This window comes from Sulfurimonas iocasae (assembly GCF_047716755.1).
In the GTDB taxonomy this organism is placed as follows: domain Bacteria; phylum Campylobacterota; class Campylobacteria; order Campylobacterales; family Sulfurimonadaceae; genus Sulfurimonas.
Genome location: NZ_CP180409.1, coordinates 2,797,026 through 2,814,212 on the forward strand (window position 1 = coordinate 2,797,026; position 17,187 = coordinate 2,814,212).

The window sequence follows — 17,187 nt, forward strand, 5'->3', positions numbered from 1 at the left end:
ATGTTTTGTAAATAACTACTATATGTATTTGGTAATACACTAAACAAGGTAGTGAACGAATTGTGTTCTAATAAAAGAACTGTAAAAAAGACAAACGTACTATTAGTACTGGTCAGCTAAACACATTGCTGTGCGTACACATCCAGCCTATCAAGCTTGTAGTCTTCAAGCGTACTTCAGGGAACGTTCATCTTGGAGTTGGCTTCCCGCTTAGATGCTTTCAGCGGTTATCTCATCCGTACGTAGCTACCCAGCGATGCTCTTGGCAGAACAACTGGTGCACCAGTGGTACGTCCAACCCGGTCCTCTCGTACTAGGGTCAGCTCTCCTCAACGTTCCTACGCCCACGGAAGATAGGGACCGAACTGTCTCACGACGTTCTGAACCCAGCTCGCGTACCGCTTTAAATGGCGAACAGCCATACCCTTGGGACCTGCTCCAGCCCCAGGATGCGATGAGCCGACATCGAGGTGCCAAACCTCCCCGTCGATGTGAGCTCTTGGGGGAGATCAGCCTGTTATCCCCGGCGTACCTTTTATCCTTTGAGCGATGGCCCTTCCACACAGAACCACCGGATCACTATGACCGTCTTTCGACTCTGCTCGACTTGTATGTCTCACAGTCAGGCTAGCTTATGCCATTATACTCTACGAGGGATTTCCAACCCCTCTGAGCTAACCTTTGTAAGCCTCCGTTACTTTTTAGGAGGCGACCGCCCCAGTCAAACTACCCACCAGACATTGTCCTCGCACAAGATAATTGTACGGAGTTAGCTATCAGAATATTCAAGGGTGGTATCTCAAGGATGCCTCATCATAAACTGGCGTCTATGAATCAAAGGCTCCCACCTATCCTGCACATGAATATCCCAATAGCAGTGTCAAGCTATAGTAAAGGTGCACGGGGTCTTTCCGTCTTTCCGCGGGTAGGAGGAATTTTCACCTCCACTACAATTTCACTGGATCCATTGTTGAGACAGCTCCCATCTCGTTACGCCATTCATGCAGGTCGGTATTTAACCGACAAGGAATTTCGCTACCTTAGGACCGTTATAGTTACGGCCGCCGTTTACTTGTGCTTCAATTCAAGCCTTCGCCGAAGCTAAGCAATCCTTTTAACATTCAAGCACCGGGCAGGCGTCACACCCTATACATCCTCTTACGAGTTAGCAGAGTGCTGTGTTTTTGGTAAACAGTCGGGAGGGACACTTTGCTGCGACCTTGAACCGCTTCAGAGAGTAAATCTCTTTACAGTTTAGGCACACCTTATACCGAAGATACGGTGCTAGTTTGCAGAGTTCCTTAACAATGGTTCTTCCACGCGCCTTAGAATACTCATCTCACCCACCTGTGTTGGTTTACGGTACGGGCAACCGTTGTTCTCGTTTAGAGGCTTTTCTCGGCACGACAGTATCATTGATTCAAACCGCTCTCCGAAGAGATTGGTCTGCCTGTAAGATCTCGGTCTCATGAGAAGCGGATTTTCCTACTTCTCGACCTACATCCTTCGACCCGCTATTCCATCAGCGAGCTCAATTAACTCTATGCGTCCCCCCATCACTCAAACGAACAACGGTCGGTATCGGAATATTAACCGATTTGCCATCGTCTACCCCTTTCGGACTCGACTTAGGTCCCGACTAACCCTACGATGACGAGCATCGCGTAGGAAACCTTGGGTTTACGGCGAAGGGAATTCTCATCCCTTTTCTCGCTACTCATGCCTGCATGCTCACTTCCATCCGCTCCAGCACTCCTTACCGGTGTACCTTCAGCGCTGAATGGAACGCTCTCCTACCACTTATGATAAATCATAAATCTAGAGCTTCGGTGCTTGTCTTAGCCCCGTTATATTTTCGGCGCAGAATCGCTAGACCAGTGAGCTGTTACGCTTTCTTTAAAGGATGGCTGCTTCTAAGCCAACCTCCTGGTTGTCACAGCAACTCCACATCCTTTTCCACTTAGACAAGACTTTGGGACCTTAGCTGCTAGTCTGGGTTGTTCCCCTCTCGACATAGGATTTTATCACCCTACGCCTGACTCCCGAGGTTACACGTATAGTATTCGGAGTTTGATAGGGTTTGGTACCGCGGTAAGCAGCCCTAGCCCTGTCAGTGCTCTACCCCTATACGCTAATGCTCGAGGCTATACCTAAATATATTTCGGAGAGAACCAGCTATCACTGAGTTTGATTGGCCTTTCACCCCTATCCACAAGTCATCCCAAGAATTTTCAACTTCTACGGGTTCGGTCCTCCACTGGCTCTTACACCAGCTTCAACCTGCTCATGGATAGATCACTCAGTTTCGGGTCTGCAGCATCTGACTATGTCGCCCTATTAAGACTCGCTTTCGCTACGGCTTCTCGTTCGATTAACCTTGCCAGATACCACAACTCGCAGGCTCATTATGCAAAAGGCAGTCCGTCACACTTGTCTTGCGACAATAGTGCTCCGAATGATTGTAAGCCATAGGTTTCAGGTTCTATTTCACTCCGCTCACCGCGGTCCTTTTCACCTTTCCCTCACGGTACTTGTTCGCTATCGGTCTAGTAGTAGTATTTAGGGTTGGAGGGTGGTCCCCCCATATTCAGTCAAGATAACACGTGTCCCGACCTACTCGTTCCTTAGTCTAGTACCATATAAATGTTTTCGCTTACGGGAGTATCACCCTCTATGCTCACTCTTTCCAAAGTGTTCTGCTAACAAATATATTATCACTAAGTGCCCTAATCCCATTTCGCTCGCCGCTACTTTGGGAATCTCGTTTGATTTCTTTTCCTTCAGGTACTGAGATGTTTCACTTCCCTGAGTTCGCCCAACCTAAGTTGTAACATGATTCGCACCATGCTGGGTCGCCCCATTCAGAAATCCCCGGATCAAAGCTCTTTGGCAGCTCCCCGAGGCTTATCGCAGCCTAATACGTCTTTCATCGCCTCTACTAGCCAAGGCATCCACCTATGGCCCTTAATATCTTTTTTATTCTAATTTGCGTTCACTACCTTGTTTAATGTACTAATACATCATTCAAGACAGATCCTGTTGATTTTGTAGTTATTTAGTTAATATAATTAATAATAGAATAAATTCTCTTATCTCTTATATATGTTGACTTTAACAATTATAATTTAATGAACTTTTTGGTTTAAAACCAAATCTAAATACTTAACTTAAGTACTTGGATTTAGTTTGAAACTTGTTTTCTGATTGAAGTTGTGCTTGAAAAGGCAACGAAGCATACTAAAAGTATGTGAGTTTCTTTTTCAAGTGCAAATTCTTCAGAAATGGTGGGCCTACCTGGACTTGAACCAGGGACCTCACCCTTATCAGGGGTGCACTCTAACCAGCTGAGCTATAGGCCCTCTTTTTGGGGTGCTTTTAGCTCTACTTGGCGTTGGAACCTTTCGTTCATTCGTCACATACATAAGTATGTTCCTCACTCACTCAAGAACCCGCCTTGATTAGAACTAAAATCCCTCCCAAACCTAAGTCTGAGAGGCACTCCTGAATCAATATCAAATTAATGAACATAGATCACTGAAAACTAAGCAAGTAATAAACTAATAACTAACATCTCTTCGTGAGATTTTCTTTTGACAAGATAAACAAATGAATGTTTTCTCTTTACTCTAGAAAGGAGGTGATCCAACCGCAGGTTCTCCTACGGTTACCTTGTTACGACTTCACCCCAGTCGCTAATTCCGCCGTAAGTGGTAGCCTCCCGAAGGTTAGCTTCCCAATTTCGGGCGAAATCAACTCCCATGGTGTGACGGGCGGTGAGTACAAGACCCGGGAACGTATTCACCGTAGCATTGCTGATCTACGATTACTAGTGATTCCAGCTTCATGAAGTCGAGTTGCAGACTTCAATCCGAACTGAGAGACGCTTTATGAGATTGGCTCCACCTCGCGGTATCGCAACTCTCTGTACGCCCCATTGTAGCACGTGTGTAGCCCTAGCCATAAGGGCCATGATGACTTGACGTCGTCCTCACCTTCCTCCTCCTTGCGAAGGCAGTCTCCTTAGAGTGCCCAGCATAACCTGCTGGCAACTAAGGACGAGGGTTGCGCTCGTTGCGGGACTTAACCCAACATCTCACGACACGAGCTGACGACAGCCGTGCAGCACCTGTTTTCAAGTTCCCCGAAGGGCACCACTCTATCTCTAGGGTGTTCTATCAATGTCAAGGCTAGGTAAGGTTCTTCGCGTATCTTCGAATTAAACCACATGCTCCACCACTTGTGCGGGTCCCCGTCTATTCCTTTGAGTTTTAATCTTGCGACCGTACTCCCCAGGCGGAACACTTAATCTGTTAAGTGCATCACCGAGATGACAAGCATCCCGACGACTAGTGTTCATCGTTTAGGGCGTGGACTACCGGGGTATCTAATCCCGTTTGCTCCCCACGCTTTCACGCCTCAGCGTCAGTTATGTTCCAGGAGATCGCCTTCGCTTTCGGTATTCCTAGTGATATCTACGGATTTTACCCCTACACCACTAATTCCATCTCCCCCTCCCATACTCTAGGCTCGTAGTTTCAAATGCAGTTCTATGGTTAAGCCATAGGATTTCACATCTGACTTACGAGCCAGCCTACGCGTCCTTTACGCCCAGTGATTCCGAGTAACGCTTGCACCCTCCGTATTACCGCGGCTGCTGGCACGGAGTTAGCCGGTGCTTATTCATGAGCTACCGTCATTTTCTTGACTCATAAAAGGAGTTTACACACCGAAATGCGTCATCCTCCACGCGGCGTTGCTGCATCAGGGTTTCCCCCATTGTGCAATATTCCTCACTGCTGCCTCCCGTAGGAGTCTGGTCCGTGTCTCAGTACCAGTGTGGCGGATCATCCTCTCAAACCCGCTACCCGTCATTGCCTTGGTAGTCTCTTACACTACCAACTAACTGATGGGATATAGTCTGATCTCGAAGCGAAAAAACGTTTCCCGACTAAACTTGAGTTTAGAAGGTGTATCCAGTATTAATCATCGTTTCCAATGGCTATCCCGGTCTTCGAGGTACATTAACTATATATTACTCACCCGTGCGCCACTAATCCCCTAGCCTACCACAAGTGATAAGTTTCGGTTCATCGTTCGACTTGCATGTGTTAAGCACGCCGCCAGCGTTCACTCTGAGCCAGGATCAAACTCTCCATAATTGTTGTCCGAAGACAGATTATGTAAAGAACACATTGCTGTGCATTACTGATCTTTTGCCCAAGAATTAAAATTCATTGGCTTTGTTGCCATAAACCGCGTGAACAGTTTATGGACTTTTTTGTATGTATCTATTACTATAAGGGATCCAATAAATTGGATTCAAAATAGAATAGACGGTTGTTGTTAATTAGTTATTTCTAAGTAAACTTATTAATGAGCTAATTACTAACTGTTTCGTTAGTTATTAAGTCTATTTACTTGCTTAGTTTTCAATGATCTCAAACAATCTCAAAAGCTTCAACTCGAAGTCTCTCTAGCCCTCTTTAACAAGGTCTCTTTGTTTGTGGATGGGAATTATAGGGGGTTGTTGCTTAGAAGATTCTTAATCGGTTGGGAAGTTTGAGAGAAGTTTTGAAGTTGTTTATTTTTCTCAATCCTTTTTAACATAAATCATTATTAACTTTACATATAATATACAAACTATTATAGTTGTTGCTATGCATTAACTCTTTATATATAAAATTCTTACAAACAATATTACTATGAGGAAAAAACATGGGACTTTATGATCGTGATTACGCTAGAGGTAACTCTTTTGCATATGAGAGCACTACACGTAGTGACTCTCAAATCATCTCTTTTGTTAAAGAGACATATAAACTGTTCGCAGCTTCTATGATGGCTGGTGCAGTTGGCGCTTACGTTGGTGTTCCTTTTGCAGGAACAATAGCAGCTTGGTTTTTACCACTGTTTATTTTAGAAATTGGTCTTCTTATAGGATTACACTTTGTAAAACATAAGCCTGGGATTAATCTAATGGTTATGTTTGCTTTTGTATTTATGACAGGCTTAATGCTAGCTCCTTTACTTTCACAAACACTTGGAATGAGTGGTGGCGGTGCTATTATTGGTAATGCTTTTGCTATGACATCAGTTGTATTTGGAGCTATGAGCTTCTTTGCTATTAGAACAACAAAAGATTTTACTAGTTATGGTAAACCTTTAATGATAGCTCTTTTTGTAGTTATTGGTTTTTCAATTGTAAACTTATTTTTAGGTAACCCTATGCTTAGTGTTATCATCTCTGGTGCTGTTGTATTTTTATTTAGCATCTTAGTTGTATATGACACTCAAAACATTATGAAAGGTGCTTATGAAACTCCGATTGATGGAGCAATTGCACTTTACTTAGACTTTTTAAATATCTTTACTGCATTACTTCACCTATTTGGTTTATTCAATAGTGACGACTAAAGAAGAACTATCACCTGAACTTTTTCGGGTGATAGATGCAAACCTTAACCGCCTAAAAGAAGGCATACGAGTTGTTGAAGATATCATGCGGTATCGAGATAACAACAAAAACCTCTCCTCTAAACTCAAGCAACTTAGACATAAATCTCGTATAGATGAGATAGATAAACTTCTTACACATAGAGATAGTATCAATGATGTGCTTCGTCCAACTACAGAAAGTGAACTTAACCGTACAGGTATTAAAAGTATTATTATTGCAAACTTTAAAAGAGCGCAAGAATCTTCAAGAGTTTTAGAAGAGTTGTTTAAACTTCATAATGCTGCTTATAGTGAAAATTTTAAATATATTAGATATGAGCTGTATAACTTGGAAAAAGAAATAGTACTTCAAGAACATAGCTAGTTCTTCTCTCCAAAAGAGAAGCTTTAGTGACTAAGGACTTATTTAGTATGAATAAAGACTACTTCAAACTCTAAATACTTTAGAGGATAATCCTGCATAAGCTTTTTTGTTTGCTTATAATCCAAAACCTTTCTTGAGCCACTAACCCCACTGTTTTTTATATACCTAAACATATCTCTAGTAGATTCAAATTCCAGTTTATACTCAACTACTTCAAAATCTGCATCAAAATACTTCTTTTGAAGTTTATATATTTCATCTGTGCTTCTTAGTATCGGAGTCAAACCTGCTGTTTCATTTAAAGTTTTAAAAGTGTTTGAACTAAAAACAGCTAAAGATATAGGTGCGTTTAATGCTTTAATATATCTAAAAACCATATCCAAATCTTGGGCCCATTGCAAAGCAGATGCTGAAAAAACATGGTCGTATTTATATGTTATTAGATGCTCGAAAAGTGTTTTATCATTAAAATCACCGTAGATGCACTCACAGTTTTTTGCTTTTGGATGTAACTCTAACATCCCCGGAGCAAAATCTACACCTGTAAAATGTTTATACTTCCAGTCAATACTATTATAAAGTGCTCCGTTTCCACAACCAAGGTCTAAAATATTGTTAGGTTCATGTTTAACTTTTTTTAGCAATCTCTTTATTACTCTGTTTTGAATAACATTGTAAGAACCATAATGCAAAGCATGTTTTGAAAATTCGGAGCTTATTCTCATCGCTTATTAACAAACAGTGAGATTATAAAAATTACTAAAACAGAGATAACAATAGTAGCACCAGATGGGAGAGAAAAATAAAAAGAAAGTGTCATTCCAGATGCCACACTAACTAAGGCAAAGAATAGAGATAATAAAAGTGTTCTAACAAAGCCTTGTCTATATTGAAGAGCTGATATAGTAGGTATAACCATAAGCGCACCTATAAGTAGACTTCCAACTACTCTAATAGATAGAGCAATTATAATGGCTACAATACCAACAAGAAGAAAGTTAAGTAGTTTTACTTTTATACCGCTTGTTTTTGCCACCTCTTCATCATAAGCGATAAAATAAAACTCTTTTGAAAAAAGCAATAACACACTTAGACACAATGTACCAAATATTGAAATAACAACAACATCTGCACTACTCACAGAAAGAATAGAACCAAAAAGATATGAAAAAAGAGAGTTATTGAATGCTCCCCCTAGAGAGACTATTATAACAGCGATTGCAAGTGAACCTGAGAGTAAAATGGCTAGTACCGCATCTGAGTATAATGAAAAATTAGCTCGAAGGTATTCTATTAGCCACGCTGCAAGTATAGATACGATTACTGCCATCCAAAGTGGATTGAACCCTGCTACTAAACCTACTGCTACACCTACTAAGGCAGAATGTGCAAGTGTTTCACTAATCATAGAGTAACGACGCAGGACTATAAATGTACCACTAATAGATGCTAAAACGGCGATAATCATACCCGCTAAAAAAGCTCTTTGCATAAAATCATATTCAAACATTTCCAACATAAAAATCCCTAATGCTCGTGCTTATGGTTGTGAATCAGATGCGCTTCAATGCCATAAAGCTCACTCATATCTTCACAGCTAAGAGCCTCTTTTGGGTTGTTACAGACTATAGCTTTTTGGTTTATGGTAAATAGTCTTGCAATATCATCTGCTATTACGCCTATATCGTGAGTGATAAATACTATAGTAATTTTCTCTTCTTGGTTTAATTGTCTCAATAGAGCATAAAATCTTTTTTGAGAAACCATATCTACACCAGTGTTTGGTTCGTCTAAAATCAAAATCTCTGGTTTAGATGCTAGAGCTCTTGCACACATAACTCTTTGTCTCTGTCCACCAGAGAGAGTTCCTATCATCTTATCTTTTAGGTCGTAAACATCCATCTTATTCATTGCATCTAAAACACAAGCTTTATCTTCTGCACTCTGTCTTGAAAATAGTTTTCTCTTAGAAGTTCTACCCATATTTACAACATCTTCTACAGTTCCAGGAAACGAAGCATCTACAAGTGTTGCACGTTGTGGAACATAACCTATCTTATGCCACTCTTTAAAATCTTTTACACTCTTACCAAAGATTCTGACTTCACCTCTTGTTGGTTTTTCAAGACCAAGAAGAACTCTTATGAGTGTTGTTTTTCCGCCACCGTTTGGTCCAATGATTGCAATATACTCGTGAGCAAAAATTTCCAAAGAAATATTAGAAAGTATCTCTTGATCTCCAGCACTGAAGTATAGATTTTTTACATCAAAGATAGGAAGTGTAAATTTCATTCGCAAACCAAGGCTTTAGATATCTTTTTTAAATTATCTAGCATGATATCTTCATAGCTAAGATTTTTCTGTGCTTCATCGCGCGTAATATTTCCTAGTGGCTGAAGCACTTCAACACTTACTTTTGCTTCTTGGGCTATACTTTTCATAGCTTTATCATTAACAAAACTCTCAAAAAATATAGTTTTCACATCATGCTCTCTTACATGCTCTATCACTCTTACCATATCTTTCGCACTCGGTTGTGCATCTGGGGACAGTCCATTCAACGCTTCTACATGAAAGCCATAGTTACTACTTAAGTATGAAAAGGCATTATGATTTACAATTATTGTCTCTTTTTTACAGTTTGAAAGTGCTTTTTTGTATTTAGCATCTATAGATTTTAGCTTAGCTATATATTTTTCACTATTACTTTTATATACTTGTTTATTCTCTGGAGATATTTTTATAAACTCTTCACTTATAAGTTCTGTAGCGCTTATCATATTCTGTATATCCAACCAGTAATGTGGATCTACCGCATTGTGTCCATGATTATGAGCATGCCCGTCGTGCTTATCTTTAGGTTTTAGTAGTTTAACTGACTTACTCATATCTATAACTTTTGACTTAAACTCAAATGAAGAAGTCCATGGTTCAAGTCCTGCACCGCTGTATATAACGAGCTGACTCCGCATTATTTTTGCCATTAGCTTTGGTGTCGGCTCAAAACTATGAGCGTCTACTCCAAGTGGTAAAATCATCACAAGTTCTAAAGTATCTTGTGAAATATTTTTAGCAATGTCATACAAAGCAAATGTACTTAGGGATACTGTGAGTTTTTCATTCTTTACTTTTGCATCTTCTTTTGAAACATACATTTGCAAAAGAAAAGTAGCAATGATTAAAACAAATATAATATTTCTAAAATCTTTCATAGTTATCCAAATATTTTTTTGAAATTATACCTAAAATTGTATTATGATGTTTTTTTGGGTATAATTCGCCACTTTTCAAACTTAGGATATATAAATGACAACTAGTTTTTTACTTATTGTTCAGATAATTTTAGTTGTAATACTAGTAATAGCTGTACTTCTACAAAAAAGCTCAAGCATTGGTCTTGGCGCATATAGTGGCTCAAATGAGTCTGTTTTTGGGGCAAAAGGTCCAAGCGCTTTTTTAGCAAAAGCTACTTTCCTTATAGGTTTTTTATTTGTTTCAAATACAATCGCTTTAGGTTATCTTTACTCTAGCTCAGCACAGACTTCTGTAGTTGATAACATGGTGGAAACTACAAATGTTGTAGCACCAACTGCCGTTACACCAGTTACTGCACCAGCTAAAGACGAAACTCCAGCTACAAAATAGTTGCATTCTTGCAACTATTTTAAGTTCCTAATACTCCTTCTTTTCAACCACTTTTATATCATTTAAAAAAATTCTTGCTACAATATCGTAATTATTTTTCAAACAATCAAGGAAAACAAATGCTAAACGAAATATTTAACGCATGTGAGACAAAAATGAAGTCGAGCATAGAACATATGCAAAGAGATTTTAAAACACTTAGAACAGGTAAAGTTACAACATCTGTTTTAGACAATGTAAAAATTGATTATTATGGAACGCCTACCCCTCTTGATCAAGTTGGTTCAGTAATAGCCGTAGATGCTACGACTATAGTTGTAAACCCTTGGGAGAAAAACTTACTTTCAGATATTGAATCAGCAATTTCAGCAGGAAATGTTGGCGCAACACCAAATAATGACGGTGACCTTATCAAACTATTTTTCCCGGCTATGACAGTTGAGCAGAGACAAGAGTCTGTTAAGCAGATGAGAGGCATGGGCGAAAATGCAAAAGTTTCAATTAGAAACGATAGAAAACACTCAAATGACCAGATTAAAAAACTTGAAAAAGACAAAGAGATTACTCAAGATGAATCAAAGTCTGCTCAAGACAGCATTCAAAAAACTACTGATAAATATATAACAAACATCGACAGCATCTTAAAAGATAAAGAAGCTGAGATTCTAAAGGTTTAGACTACTATTTAAAACGCCAAAGGAAGTAATTCCTTTAACTACGTTAACACTAAGTTCTCTTTAGCAGAGGGCTCTCGCACCATTGGTGCTCTTAAATAATGACATTAGGAATTTAAATGGACGTTAGAAAAATATACATGGATGCAGATGCTCTTTTAGAGGGGCACTTTAAACTAAGTAGTGGAAATCACTCACAATTTTACCTTCAATCTGCAAAAGTTTTAGAAGACCCAAAAACAGCTAAACTACTTGCAGATGAACTAGCTTGTCAAATCAAAGCCAGTGGCCTTGAAATAGATACAGTTTGTGCCCCTGCACTTGGTGGTCTTATAGCTGGTTTTGCTCTGGCTCAAGCACTAGACGTTCGTTTTATATTTGCTGAGAGAGTTGAGGGAGTTATGAATATTCGTCGTGGTTTTGAAGTAAGCAAGGGCGAAAAAGTTTTAATGTGCGAAGATATCATTACAACCGGTGGATCTGCAATGGAAGCAGCAGCTGTTGTAAAAAGTTTAGGCGGTAAGATAGTTGGTGTAGCTGCACTTGCAAACCGCGGTTTTTGTAAACGTGAAAACAGCGATGTAGAAACTAAATCAAACTGTAAACTTCCACAAGATATTCCATTTTTTGCACTGGCTGACTTTACATTTGAAATGTACTCTCCAGATGCATGTCCACTCTGTAAAGATGGCAGCGAAGCCATTAAACCTGGAAGTCGTGGCAATTAATATACAAATTAAAGTACAGCTTCTAACTGTATTTTAACTGACATGTCATCATTCTCTCTACGAGCAAACGCCCTACTTCTAGTTTTGAATCTACAATAACAGTAATATCTAAACCACTAAGAGCCTCTTTTTCTTCTAATGTAGAAACTTTTACTATAAGGGTTATATTTTTAGTATGCGCTAAAACTGCTTCACAAATTGCACGTTTTTTATCAATATTGTCGAGGGTAACTATAATAGCTGCCGAACTCTCAGCATGAAGAGCTTCCAACATTGACAACTTAGACATATCTCCTAGATAAGCTTCTTTACCTTCTGCCAAAGCCTCTTGAACATGTTTTGGAGAGTTGTCTATTACAACATAAGGGGCGTCAATCGCATCTAGATATTTAGCAGCAAACTTACCTACGATGCTGTACCCACAAAGAATTACATGATCTTTTCTTGATACAAAATCAGATGTATCTAAACCTAAGTACTCATAGTGGGTAATACTAGTGACCAATCTATTTATCCTAGATATAAAAAACGGAGTTACTATCATAGAAAATATAACTACAAGAGTTAGAAGTGATTCTAGTTCTTTATCTAAAAGACCGCCCATACTAGCAACAGCAAAAATTACAAAAGAGAACTCTCCGACTTGAGATAGGGCAAGAGCTGTTTTAAGAGACAATACATGTGAGGAGGTAATACGAAGTAATAAGTACATAATAATACTTTTTAAAATCAACACAAGAATAAAAATACCGACAATCAAAGCAATATTATTTATAAAATATAAGACATCTATCTTCATTCCAACAACAATAAAGAATGTACCAAGGAGAATATCTTTAAACGGTGCAATGTCTAGCTCAACCTTATGATGATATTTTGTCTCTGCAATAATCATACCTGCCACAAAAGCACCAAGAGAGTATGTAAAACCCATAAATGACGCTAAAAGAGAGGCACTTACAACAATAAACAAAACAGAACCCATAAATAACTCATCTACTTCACTAGATGCAGAGAAGTGTAAAAGCCAAGTCATAACTCTTTTACCAACAACAAACATCAATACCATTACTACAATAGCACTAATTATTGTATCTTGCAATACTTCTGTGATTGAATGATTTCCATCACTTGTTAAAAATCCAAGCAAGATTAAGATAGGTATAACTGCAATATCTTGAAAGATAAGTATACCTGTTGCACGCTGCCCATAAGGGTTGTATATCTCTTTTGAACTTTTGAGATAACTTAGAACTACTGCTGTTGATGAAAGAGCAAAAGCCAGTGAAATTATAAGTGCGGAGATAGCATCTAGTGAAAAAAGATAATGAGTAATAGCGTAAACAACTAAAGCGGTAAATCCTACTTGCATAAAACCATTTAAAAATATTTCTACTTTCATACTATTCATTTTTCTCAAAGAAATTTCAAGTCCAATAGTAAACATTAAAAAAACTATACCAAATTCAGCTATATGTTCTAGTGTACTAGAATTATGCATATCTCTCAAATCAAAAGTGTAAACCATAATGGTACCAGTTAGAATATAGCCAATTATTTGTGATACACCTAAGCGTTTTAAAAAGAGGTTTAAAACGGTGGAAACACCTAGAGCCATAACGATATAAAGAAGAAGAGAGTCCATCAATAACCTTATTGATTAATTTATGCTTATTATATACTATATTTTCTAAAACCAACTATACAGATTTTAAGAGATTTTATATTATAATTCGCGATTATTAAAATATTTTTGGAGTTTATACATGACTAAATACATTTTTGTTACCGGTGGGGTTTTAAGCTCTCTTGGAAAAGGGATTACGGCTGCTAGTGTTGGTACTTTACTTAAACACTCTGGTAAAAAAGTGGGCATGTTAAAAATTGATCCATATATCAACGTTGACCCTGGAACTATGTCGCCATTAGAGCATGGCGAAGTCTTTGTTACTAAAGATGGAGCAGAAACTGACCTTGACATAGGAAACTATGAGAGATTTTTAGATAGTTCATATCTTAAGTCAAGTAACTTTACTACAGGTCAAGTTTACTCCTCAGTTATTGAACGTGAACGTGCGGGTGGTTATCTTGGTCAAACTATTCAGGTTATTCCTCATATTGTTGGTGAAATCGTAAATCGTATCAAACTAGCAGGTAAAGGTCATGAAATACTTGTTGTAGAGCTTGGTGGAACTGTTGGCGATATCGAAGGTCTTCCTTTTATGGAAGCAATCCGTCAGATGAAACATGATGAAGAAGTTGCCGGAACTTTTTTCATTCACGTAACACTTATTCCTTATATTAAAGCTGCCGGTGAGATGAAGTCTAAACCTACTCAACACTCAGTTCAGGAGCTTCGTCGTATTGGTATCACTCCTCAGATGATTATCGCAAGAAGTGAAAGACCACTTCCAAAAACTTTTAGGAAAAAACTTGCTATGAGCTGTGATGTACCAAATGACAGTGTTATCGAAGCACTGGATGCTGCGACTATTTATGATATTCCTGTAACTTTTTTAAGACAAAACATCCTAAAACCAATTTCAAAAGAGCTTGACCTTGGCGAACTTGATCCAGATATGGAAGAGTGGGACTCTTTAGTTAAAAAAATTGTTCAGCCTAAGAATCGTGTAGTTGTTGGTTTTGTTGGAAAGTATCTTGAACTAAAAGAAGCTTATAAATCTTTAACAGAGTCACTTATTCACTGTGGTGCGCATCTTGATACTAGAGTTGAGATTTGCTGGGTTGATTCTGAAGAGATTGAAGAGAGAGGTGCTGAGGCACTTCTTAGTGACTGTGATTCTGTTTTAGTTGCAGGTGGCTTTGGTTCTCGCGGTGTCGAAGGTAAAATTCAGGCTATCGAGTATGCTCGTGTAAATAAAGTTCCATATCTTGGCATCTGTCTTGGTATGCAACTCACACTTGTTGAGTATGCTAGAAATGTTCTTGGTCTTGAGGGTGCTAATTCTATTGAATTTGATGAAAACACCCCCCATCCGATGGTTTATCTAATAGACAACTTTTTAGACCAAAGTGGAGGGATGCAACTAAGAACACACAAATCACCAATGGGTGGAACATTGAGACTTGGAGAGTATCCTTGTGATACAAAAGAGGGTTCTATTTTAAGAGAAGCTTACAATGGTGAAAAAACTATTTTTGAAAGACATCGTCACCGCTATGAAGCAAATCCTGCATATCGTGAACAGTTAGAAAAGGCTGGTATGATTGTGACTGGCGAATCAAACGGTCTTATAGAGACTGTTGAAATAGAAGGTCACCCTTGGTTCTTAGGTGTTCAATTTCACCCTGAGTTTACTTCAAGACTTCAAACTCCAAACCCTTCTATTTTAGCATTTGTGAAAGCTTCATTGAGTGCTGAATAATATACCAAACTTAGATAAGCAAGCTCTTTTTGACTTGCTTTCTTCTCGTTTTGAAGACGAAGACAAGAAACTCTCACAAATTCCAAACCCTGCCCTACTTCAAGACGCACAAAAATCTGCTAAAAAAATAGCAGATGCAATCAGGGAAAATAAAAGAATAACACTTGTCGGTGATTATGACGTTGATGGTGTAAGCTCAACAGCTATAATGGTAGATTTTTTCAGACAAATTCCTTACCCACTAGATGCTATCATTCCGAACCGTTTTAAAGATGGTTACGGAGTTAGTCCAACTGTTTTACAAAGGGTAGATGCAGACTTAGTCATCACAGTAGACAATGGCATCTCCGCTCTTGAAGCTGCTAATATCTGTAAAGAGAGAGGAATTGACCTTATCATTACAGATCATCATACTCCCGGTGATACTCTTCCTGACGCTTTTTCTATAGTAGATCCTAAGCTTGCATCTTGTGAGTATCCATTTAAAGAAATATGCGGAGCGCAAGTAGCTTGGTTACTTTTAGGACTTGTAAAAAAAGAACTAAATCTATCCATTGATATGAAACAATTTTTAGATATCTTAGCAATAGCAATCATCGCTGATATCATGCCTCTCATAGATATAAATAGAACTCTAGTAAAAGAGGGTCTTAAAGTTTTGATGAACTCAAATAGACCTGCTTCCATAATTATTAGAGACTTTTTAAACAAGTCTATAATTACCTCCGAAGATATAGCATTTCAAATCGCTCCTAGAATAAATAGTGCAGGAAGACTAGAAGATGCTCATATAGCTTTAGAGTTTTTTACAGCTTGTGATACCAACAAAGCATACAAACAGTTTGAACTTCTAGGTAAATTGAACGACCTTAGAAAAGAGACAGAAGCAGAGGCGACTAAAGAGGCTATAGCATCTGCAAATCCAGATGCTGATGTAATTGTTGTCGCTAAAGAAAATTGGCATGAAGGAGTTGTGGGCATTGTTGCAGCTAGACTTGTGGATAAGTTTGGCAAGCCCGCTATTGTTTTAAGCATAAAAGATGGTGTGGCAAAAGGAAGTGCTAGAAGTATTGGAGATGTCAGCATCTACGAGCTTATAAAAGCAAATAAACAACTCTTAACTAAGTTTGGCGGACATAAAATGGCAGCAGGGCTAGGACTACAAAAAGAGCATATAGATATTTTTAGAGACGCCATAAATGAAAGTGCTTCAACTATAGATTCTAATGATTTTATACCAAAAGATAAAGTTATGGGGATACTTTCTAGCGAAGATATAGACTTTGAACTACTTAACCTGCTACAAAATTTTGAACCATATGGAGAAGCTAATCCTTTTCCATCTTTTTTACTTAAGCGTGCAGAAGTTCTAAGCATTAAGACAATGGGTAAAGACAAATCACACTGCAGAATCACACTAAAGCAATATCCACATGACAGAAAAACTTTAGAACTAGTTCTCTTTAGACAAGTTTTAGAAATGCCAATTGACAGAAAACTATCTTGTAGTTATACAGTTTCAAAAAATGAATTTAACGGAAGAGTATCTCTGCAACTCTTAATAAACAAAGTCTACTAATTTTATGCAAACTTTGGAGAGATTACGAGAGTAGCTATAAACTAAATCCTACTAAAACTCTACAAGATATTAAATAATGTTAAAGAGTCCTTGTTTGGCTCCTTATGTATTAGTTGTTGTAAGTTTTGATAAACTTATAATTATTATAATAATATTCCTCTCAATCTCCCAACCTAACACTATTTGAGCATTTTATATAAATTTATATTTTTGATACTATTGTATAAATAAATTTGCTAAACTTAAACATATTATCACCTTATTGTGATAAATAACACTAAACTTATCAACTTAAACAATTTTTAAAAAAAATTTAAGCCTCAGCAATGTACAATCATTACACTTTTATCAAAAT

12 protein-coding genes, 1 tRNA gene and 2 rRNA genes are annotated in these 17,187 nt (G+C 38.2%); 7 read left to right on the top strand and 8 right to left on the bottom strand.

What is annotated here, in order from left to right; all coding sequences use genetic code 11:
- Positions 1–81: 81 nt before the first annotated feature.
- From ACLHDE_RS14340 to ACLHDE_RS14350, 3 genes are all read right to left on the bottom strand, one after another.
- Positions 82–2,978: ribosomal RNA gene (locus tag ACLHDE_RS14340) — 23S ribosomal RNA — on the bottom strand.
- Positions 2,979–3,282: 304 nt separating this feature from the next.
- Positions 3,283–3,359, bottom strand: a tRNA-Ile gene (locus tag ACLHDE_RS14345).
- A gap of 271 nt (positions 3,360–3,630) precedes the next feature.
- Positions 3,631–5,159, bottom strand: a 16S ribosomal RNA gene (locus tag ACLHDE_RS14350).
- The 16S and 23S rRNA genes sit together here with 1 tRNA gene alongside, the layout of an rRNA operon.
- 556 nt (positions 5,160–5,715) lie before the next feature.
- On the opposite strand from ACLHDE_RS14350, the gene ACLHDE_RS14355 reads away from it, so the two are divergent.
- Both ACLHDE_RS14355 and ACLHDE_RS14360 read left to right on the top strand, forming a co-directional pair.
- Entirely contained in the window at positions 5,716–6,414 is a 699-nt protein-coding gene (locus tag ACLHDE_RS14355) for a Bax inhibitor-1/YccA family protein (protein ID WP_415397081.1), read from the top strand.
- A 28-nt stretch (positions 6,415–6,442) separates the two neighbouring features.
- Positions 6,443–6,820 (top strand): thiamine-phosphate pyrophosphorylase, encoded by a 378-nt coding sequence (locus ACLHDE_RS14360; RefSeq protein ID WP_415398550.1) that lies wholly within the window; start codon positions 6,443–6,445, stop codon positions 6,818–6,820.
- Between the two features lie 38 nt (positions 6,821–6,858).
- Here the strand turns inward: ACLHDE_RS14360 and ACLHDE_RS14365 are convergent, their stop codons facing one another.
- From ACLHDE_RS14365 to ACLHDE_RS14380, 4 genes are all read right to left on the bottom strand, one after another.
- Positions 6,859–7,464: a methyltransferase domain-containing protein gene (locus ACLHDE_RS14365; RefSeq protein ID WP_415397082.1), complete on the bottom strand. Its 606-nt coding sequence runs from the start codon at positions 7,462–7,464 to the stop codon at positions 6,859–6,861.
- 77 nt (positions 7,465–7,541) lie between these two features.
- Positions 7,542–8,339 (bottom strand): metal ABC transporter permease, encoded by a 798-nt coding sequence (locus ACLHDE_RS14370; RefSeq protein ID WP_415397083.1) that lies wholly within the window; start codon positions 8,337–8,339, stop codon positions 7,542–7,544.
- Between the two features lie 8 nt (positions 8,340–8,347).
- Entirely contained in the window at positions 8,348–9,112 is a 765-nt protein-coding gene (locus tag ACLHDE_RS14375; RefSeq protein WP_415397084.1) for a metal ABC transporter ATP-binding protein, read from the bottom strand.
- Positions 9,109–10,032 carry a metal ABC transporter substrate-binding protein gene (locus ACLHDE_RS14380; protein ID WP_415397085.1) on the bottom strand — a complete coding sequence of 308 codons (924 nt, stop codon included), beginning with the start codon at positions 10,030–10,032 and terminating at the stop codon, positions 9,109–9,111. The genes ACLHDE_RS14375 and ACLHDE_RS14380 overlap by 4 nt, the downstream gene beginning before the upstream one ends.
- A gap of 94 nt (positions 10,033–10,126) precedes the next feature.
- Between ACLHDE_RS14380 and secG the strand changes: the two genes are divergently transcribed.
- From secG to pyrE, 3 genes are all read left to right on the top strand, one after another.
- On the top strand, positions 10,127–10,465 hold the full coding sequence (secG, locus tag ACLHDE_RS14385) for a preprotein translocase subunit SecG (RefSeq protein WP_415397086.1): 339 nt from the start codon (positions 10,127–10,129) through the stop codon (positions 10,463–10,465).
- A 119-nt stretch (positions 10,466–10,584) separates the two neighbouring features.
- Positions 10,585–11,142 (top strand): ribosome recycling factor, encoded by a 558-nt coding sequence (gene frr / locus ACLHDE_RS14390; protein ID WP_415397087.1) that lies wholly within the window; start codon positions 10,585–10,587, stop codon positions 11,140–11,142.
- 116 nt (positions 11,143–11,258) lie between these two features.
- Positions 11,259–11,867, top strand: coding sequence for an orotate phosphoribosyltransferase (gene pyrE, locus ACLHDE_RS14395; RefSeq protein WP_415397088.1), 609 nt, complete (start codon positions 11,259–11,261; stop codon positions 11,865–11,867).
- 22 nt (positions 11,868–11,889) lie between these two features.
- On the opposite strand, the gene ACLHDE_RS14400 is transcribed toward pyrE, so the two are convergent.
- Complete coding sequence (locus ACLHDE_RS14400) at positions 11,890–13,512, bottom strand: cation:proton antiporter (protein WP_415397089.1); 1,623 nt, start codon at positions 13,510–13,512, stop codon at positions 11,890–11,892.
- 121 nt (positions 13,513–13,633) lie between these two features.
- On the opposite strand from ACLHDE_RS14400, the gene ACLHDE_RS14405 reads away from it, so the two are divergent.
- The gene (locus ACLHDE_RS14405; RefSeq protein WP_415397090.1) at positions 13,634–15,253 is read left to right on the top strand and encodes a CTP synthase; all 1,620 of its coding nucleotides are present in this window, start codon (positions 13,634–13,636) and stop codon (positions 15,251–15,253) included.
- A complete protein-coding gene (gene recJ, locus ACLHDE_RS14410) occupies positions 15,243–16,832 on the top strand; it encodes a single-stranded-DNA-specific exonuclease RecJ (protein ID WP_415397091.1) in 1,590 nt (529 codons plus the stop codon). The genes ACLHDE_RS14405 and recJ overlap by 11 nt, the downstream gene beginning before the upstream one ends.
- Positions 16,833–17,187: the final 355 nt, after the last annotated feature.

Bases quoted from the DNA above. Each gene is read 5' to 3' on its own strand.
- pyrE (WP_415397088.1), top strand. From the start codon at position 11,259: ATGGACGTTAGAAAAATATACATGGATGCAGATGCTCTTTTAGAGGGG.
- ACLHDE_RS14370 (WP_415397083.1), bottom strand. From the start codon at position 8,339: ATGTTGGAAATGTTTGAATATGATTTTATGCAAAGAGCTTTTTTAGCG.
- frr (WP_415397087.1), top strand. From the start codon at position 10,585: ATGCTAAACGAAATATTTAACGCATGTGAGACAAAAATGAAGTCGAGC.
- ACLHDE_RS14380 (WP_415397085.1), bottom strand. From the start codon at position 10,032: ATGAAAGATTTTAGAAATATTATATTTGTTTTAATCATTGCTACTTTT.
- ACLHDE_RS14375 (WP_415397084.1), bottom strand. From the start codon at position 9,112: ATGAAATTTACACTTCCTATCTTTGATGTAAAAAATCTATACTTCAGT.
- ACLHDE_RS14355 (WP_415397081.1), top strand. From the start codon at position 5,716: ATGGGACTTTATGATCGTGATTACGCTAGAGGTAACTCTTTTGCATAT.
- secG (WP_415397086.1), top strand. From the start codon at position 10,127: ATGACAACTAGTTTTTTACTTATTGTTCAGATAATTTTAGTTGTAATA.
- ACLHDE_RS14400 (WP_415397089.1), bottom strand. From the start codon at position 13,512: ATGGACTCTCTTCTTCTTTATATCGTTATGGCTCTAGGTGTTTCCACC.
- ACLHDE_RS14405 (WP_415397090.1), top strand. From the start codon at position 13,634: ATGACTAAATACATTTTTGTTACCGGTGGGGTTTTAAGCTCTCTTGGA.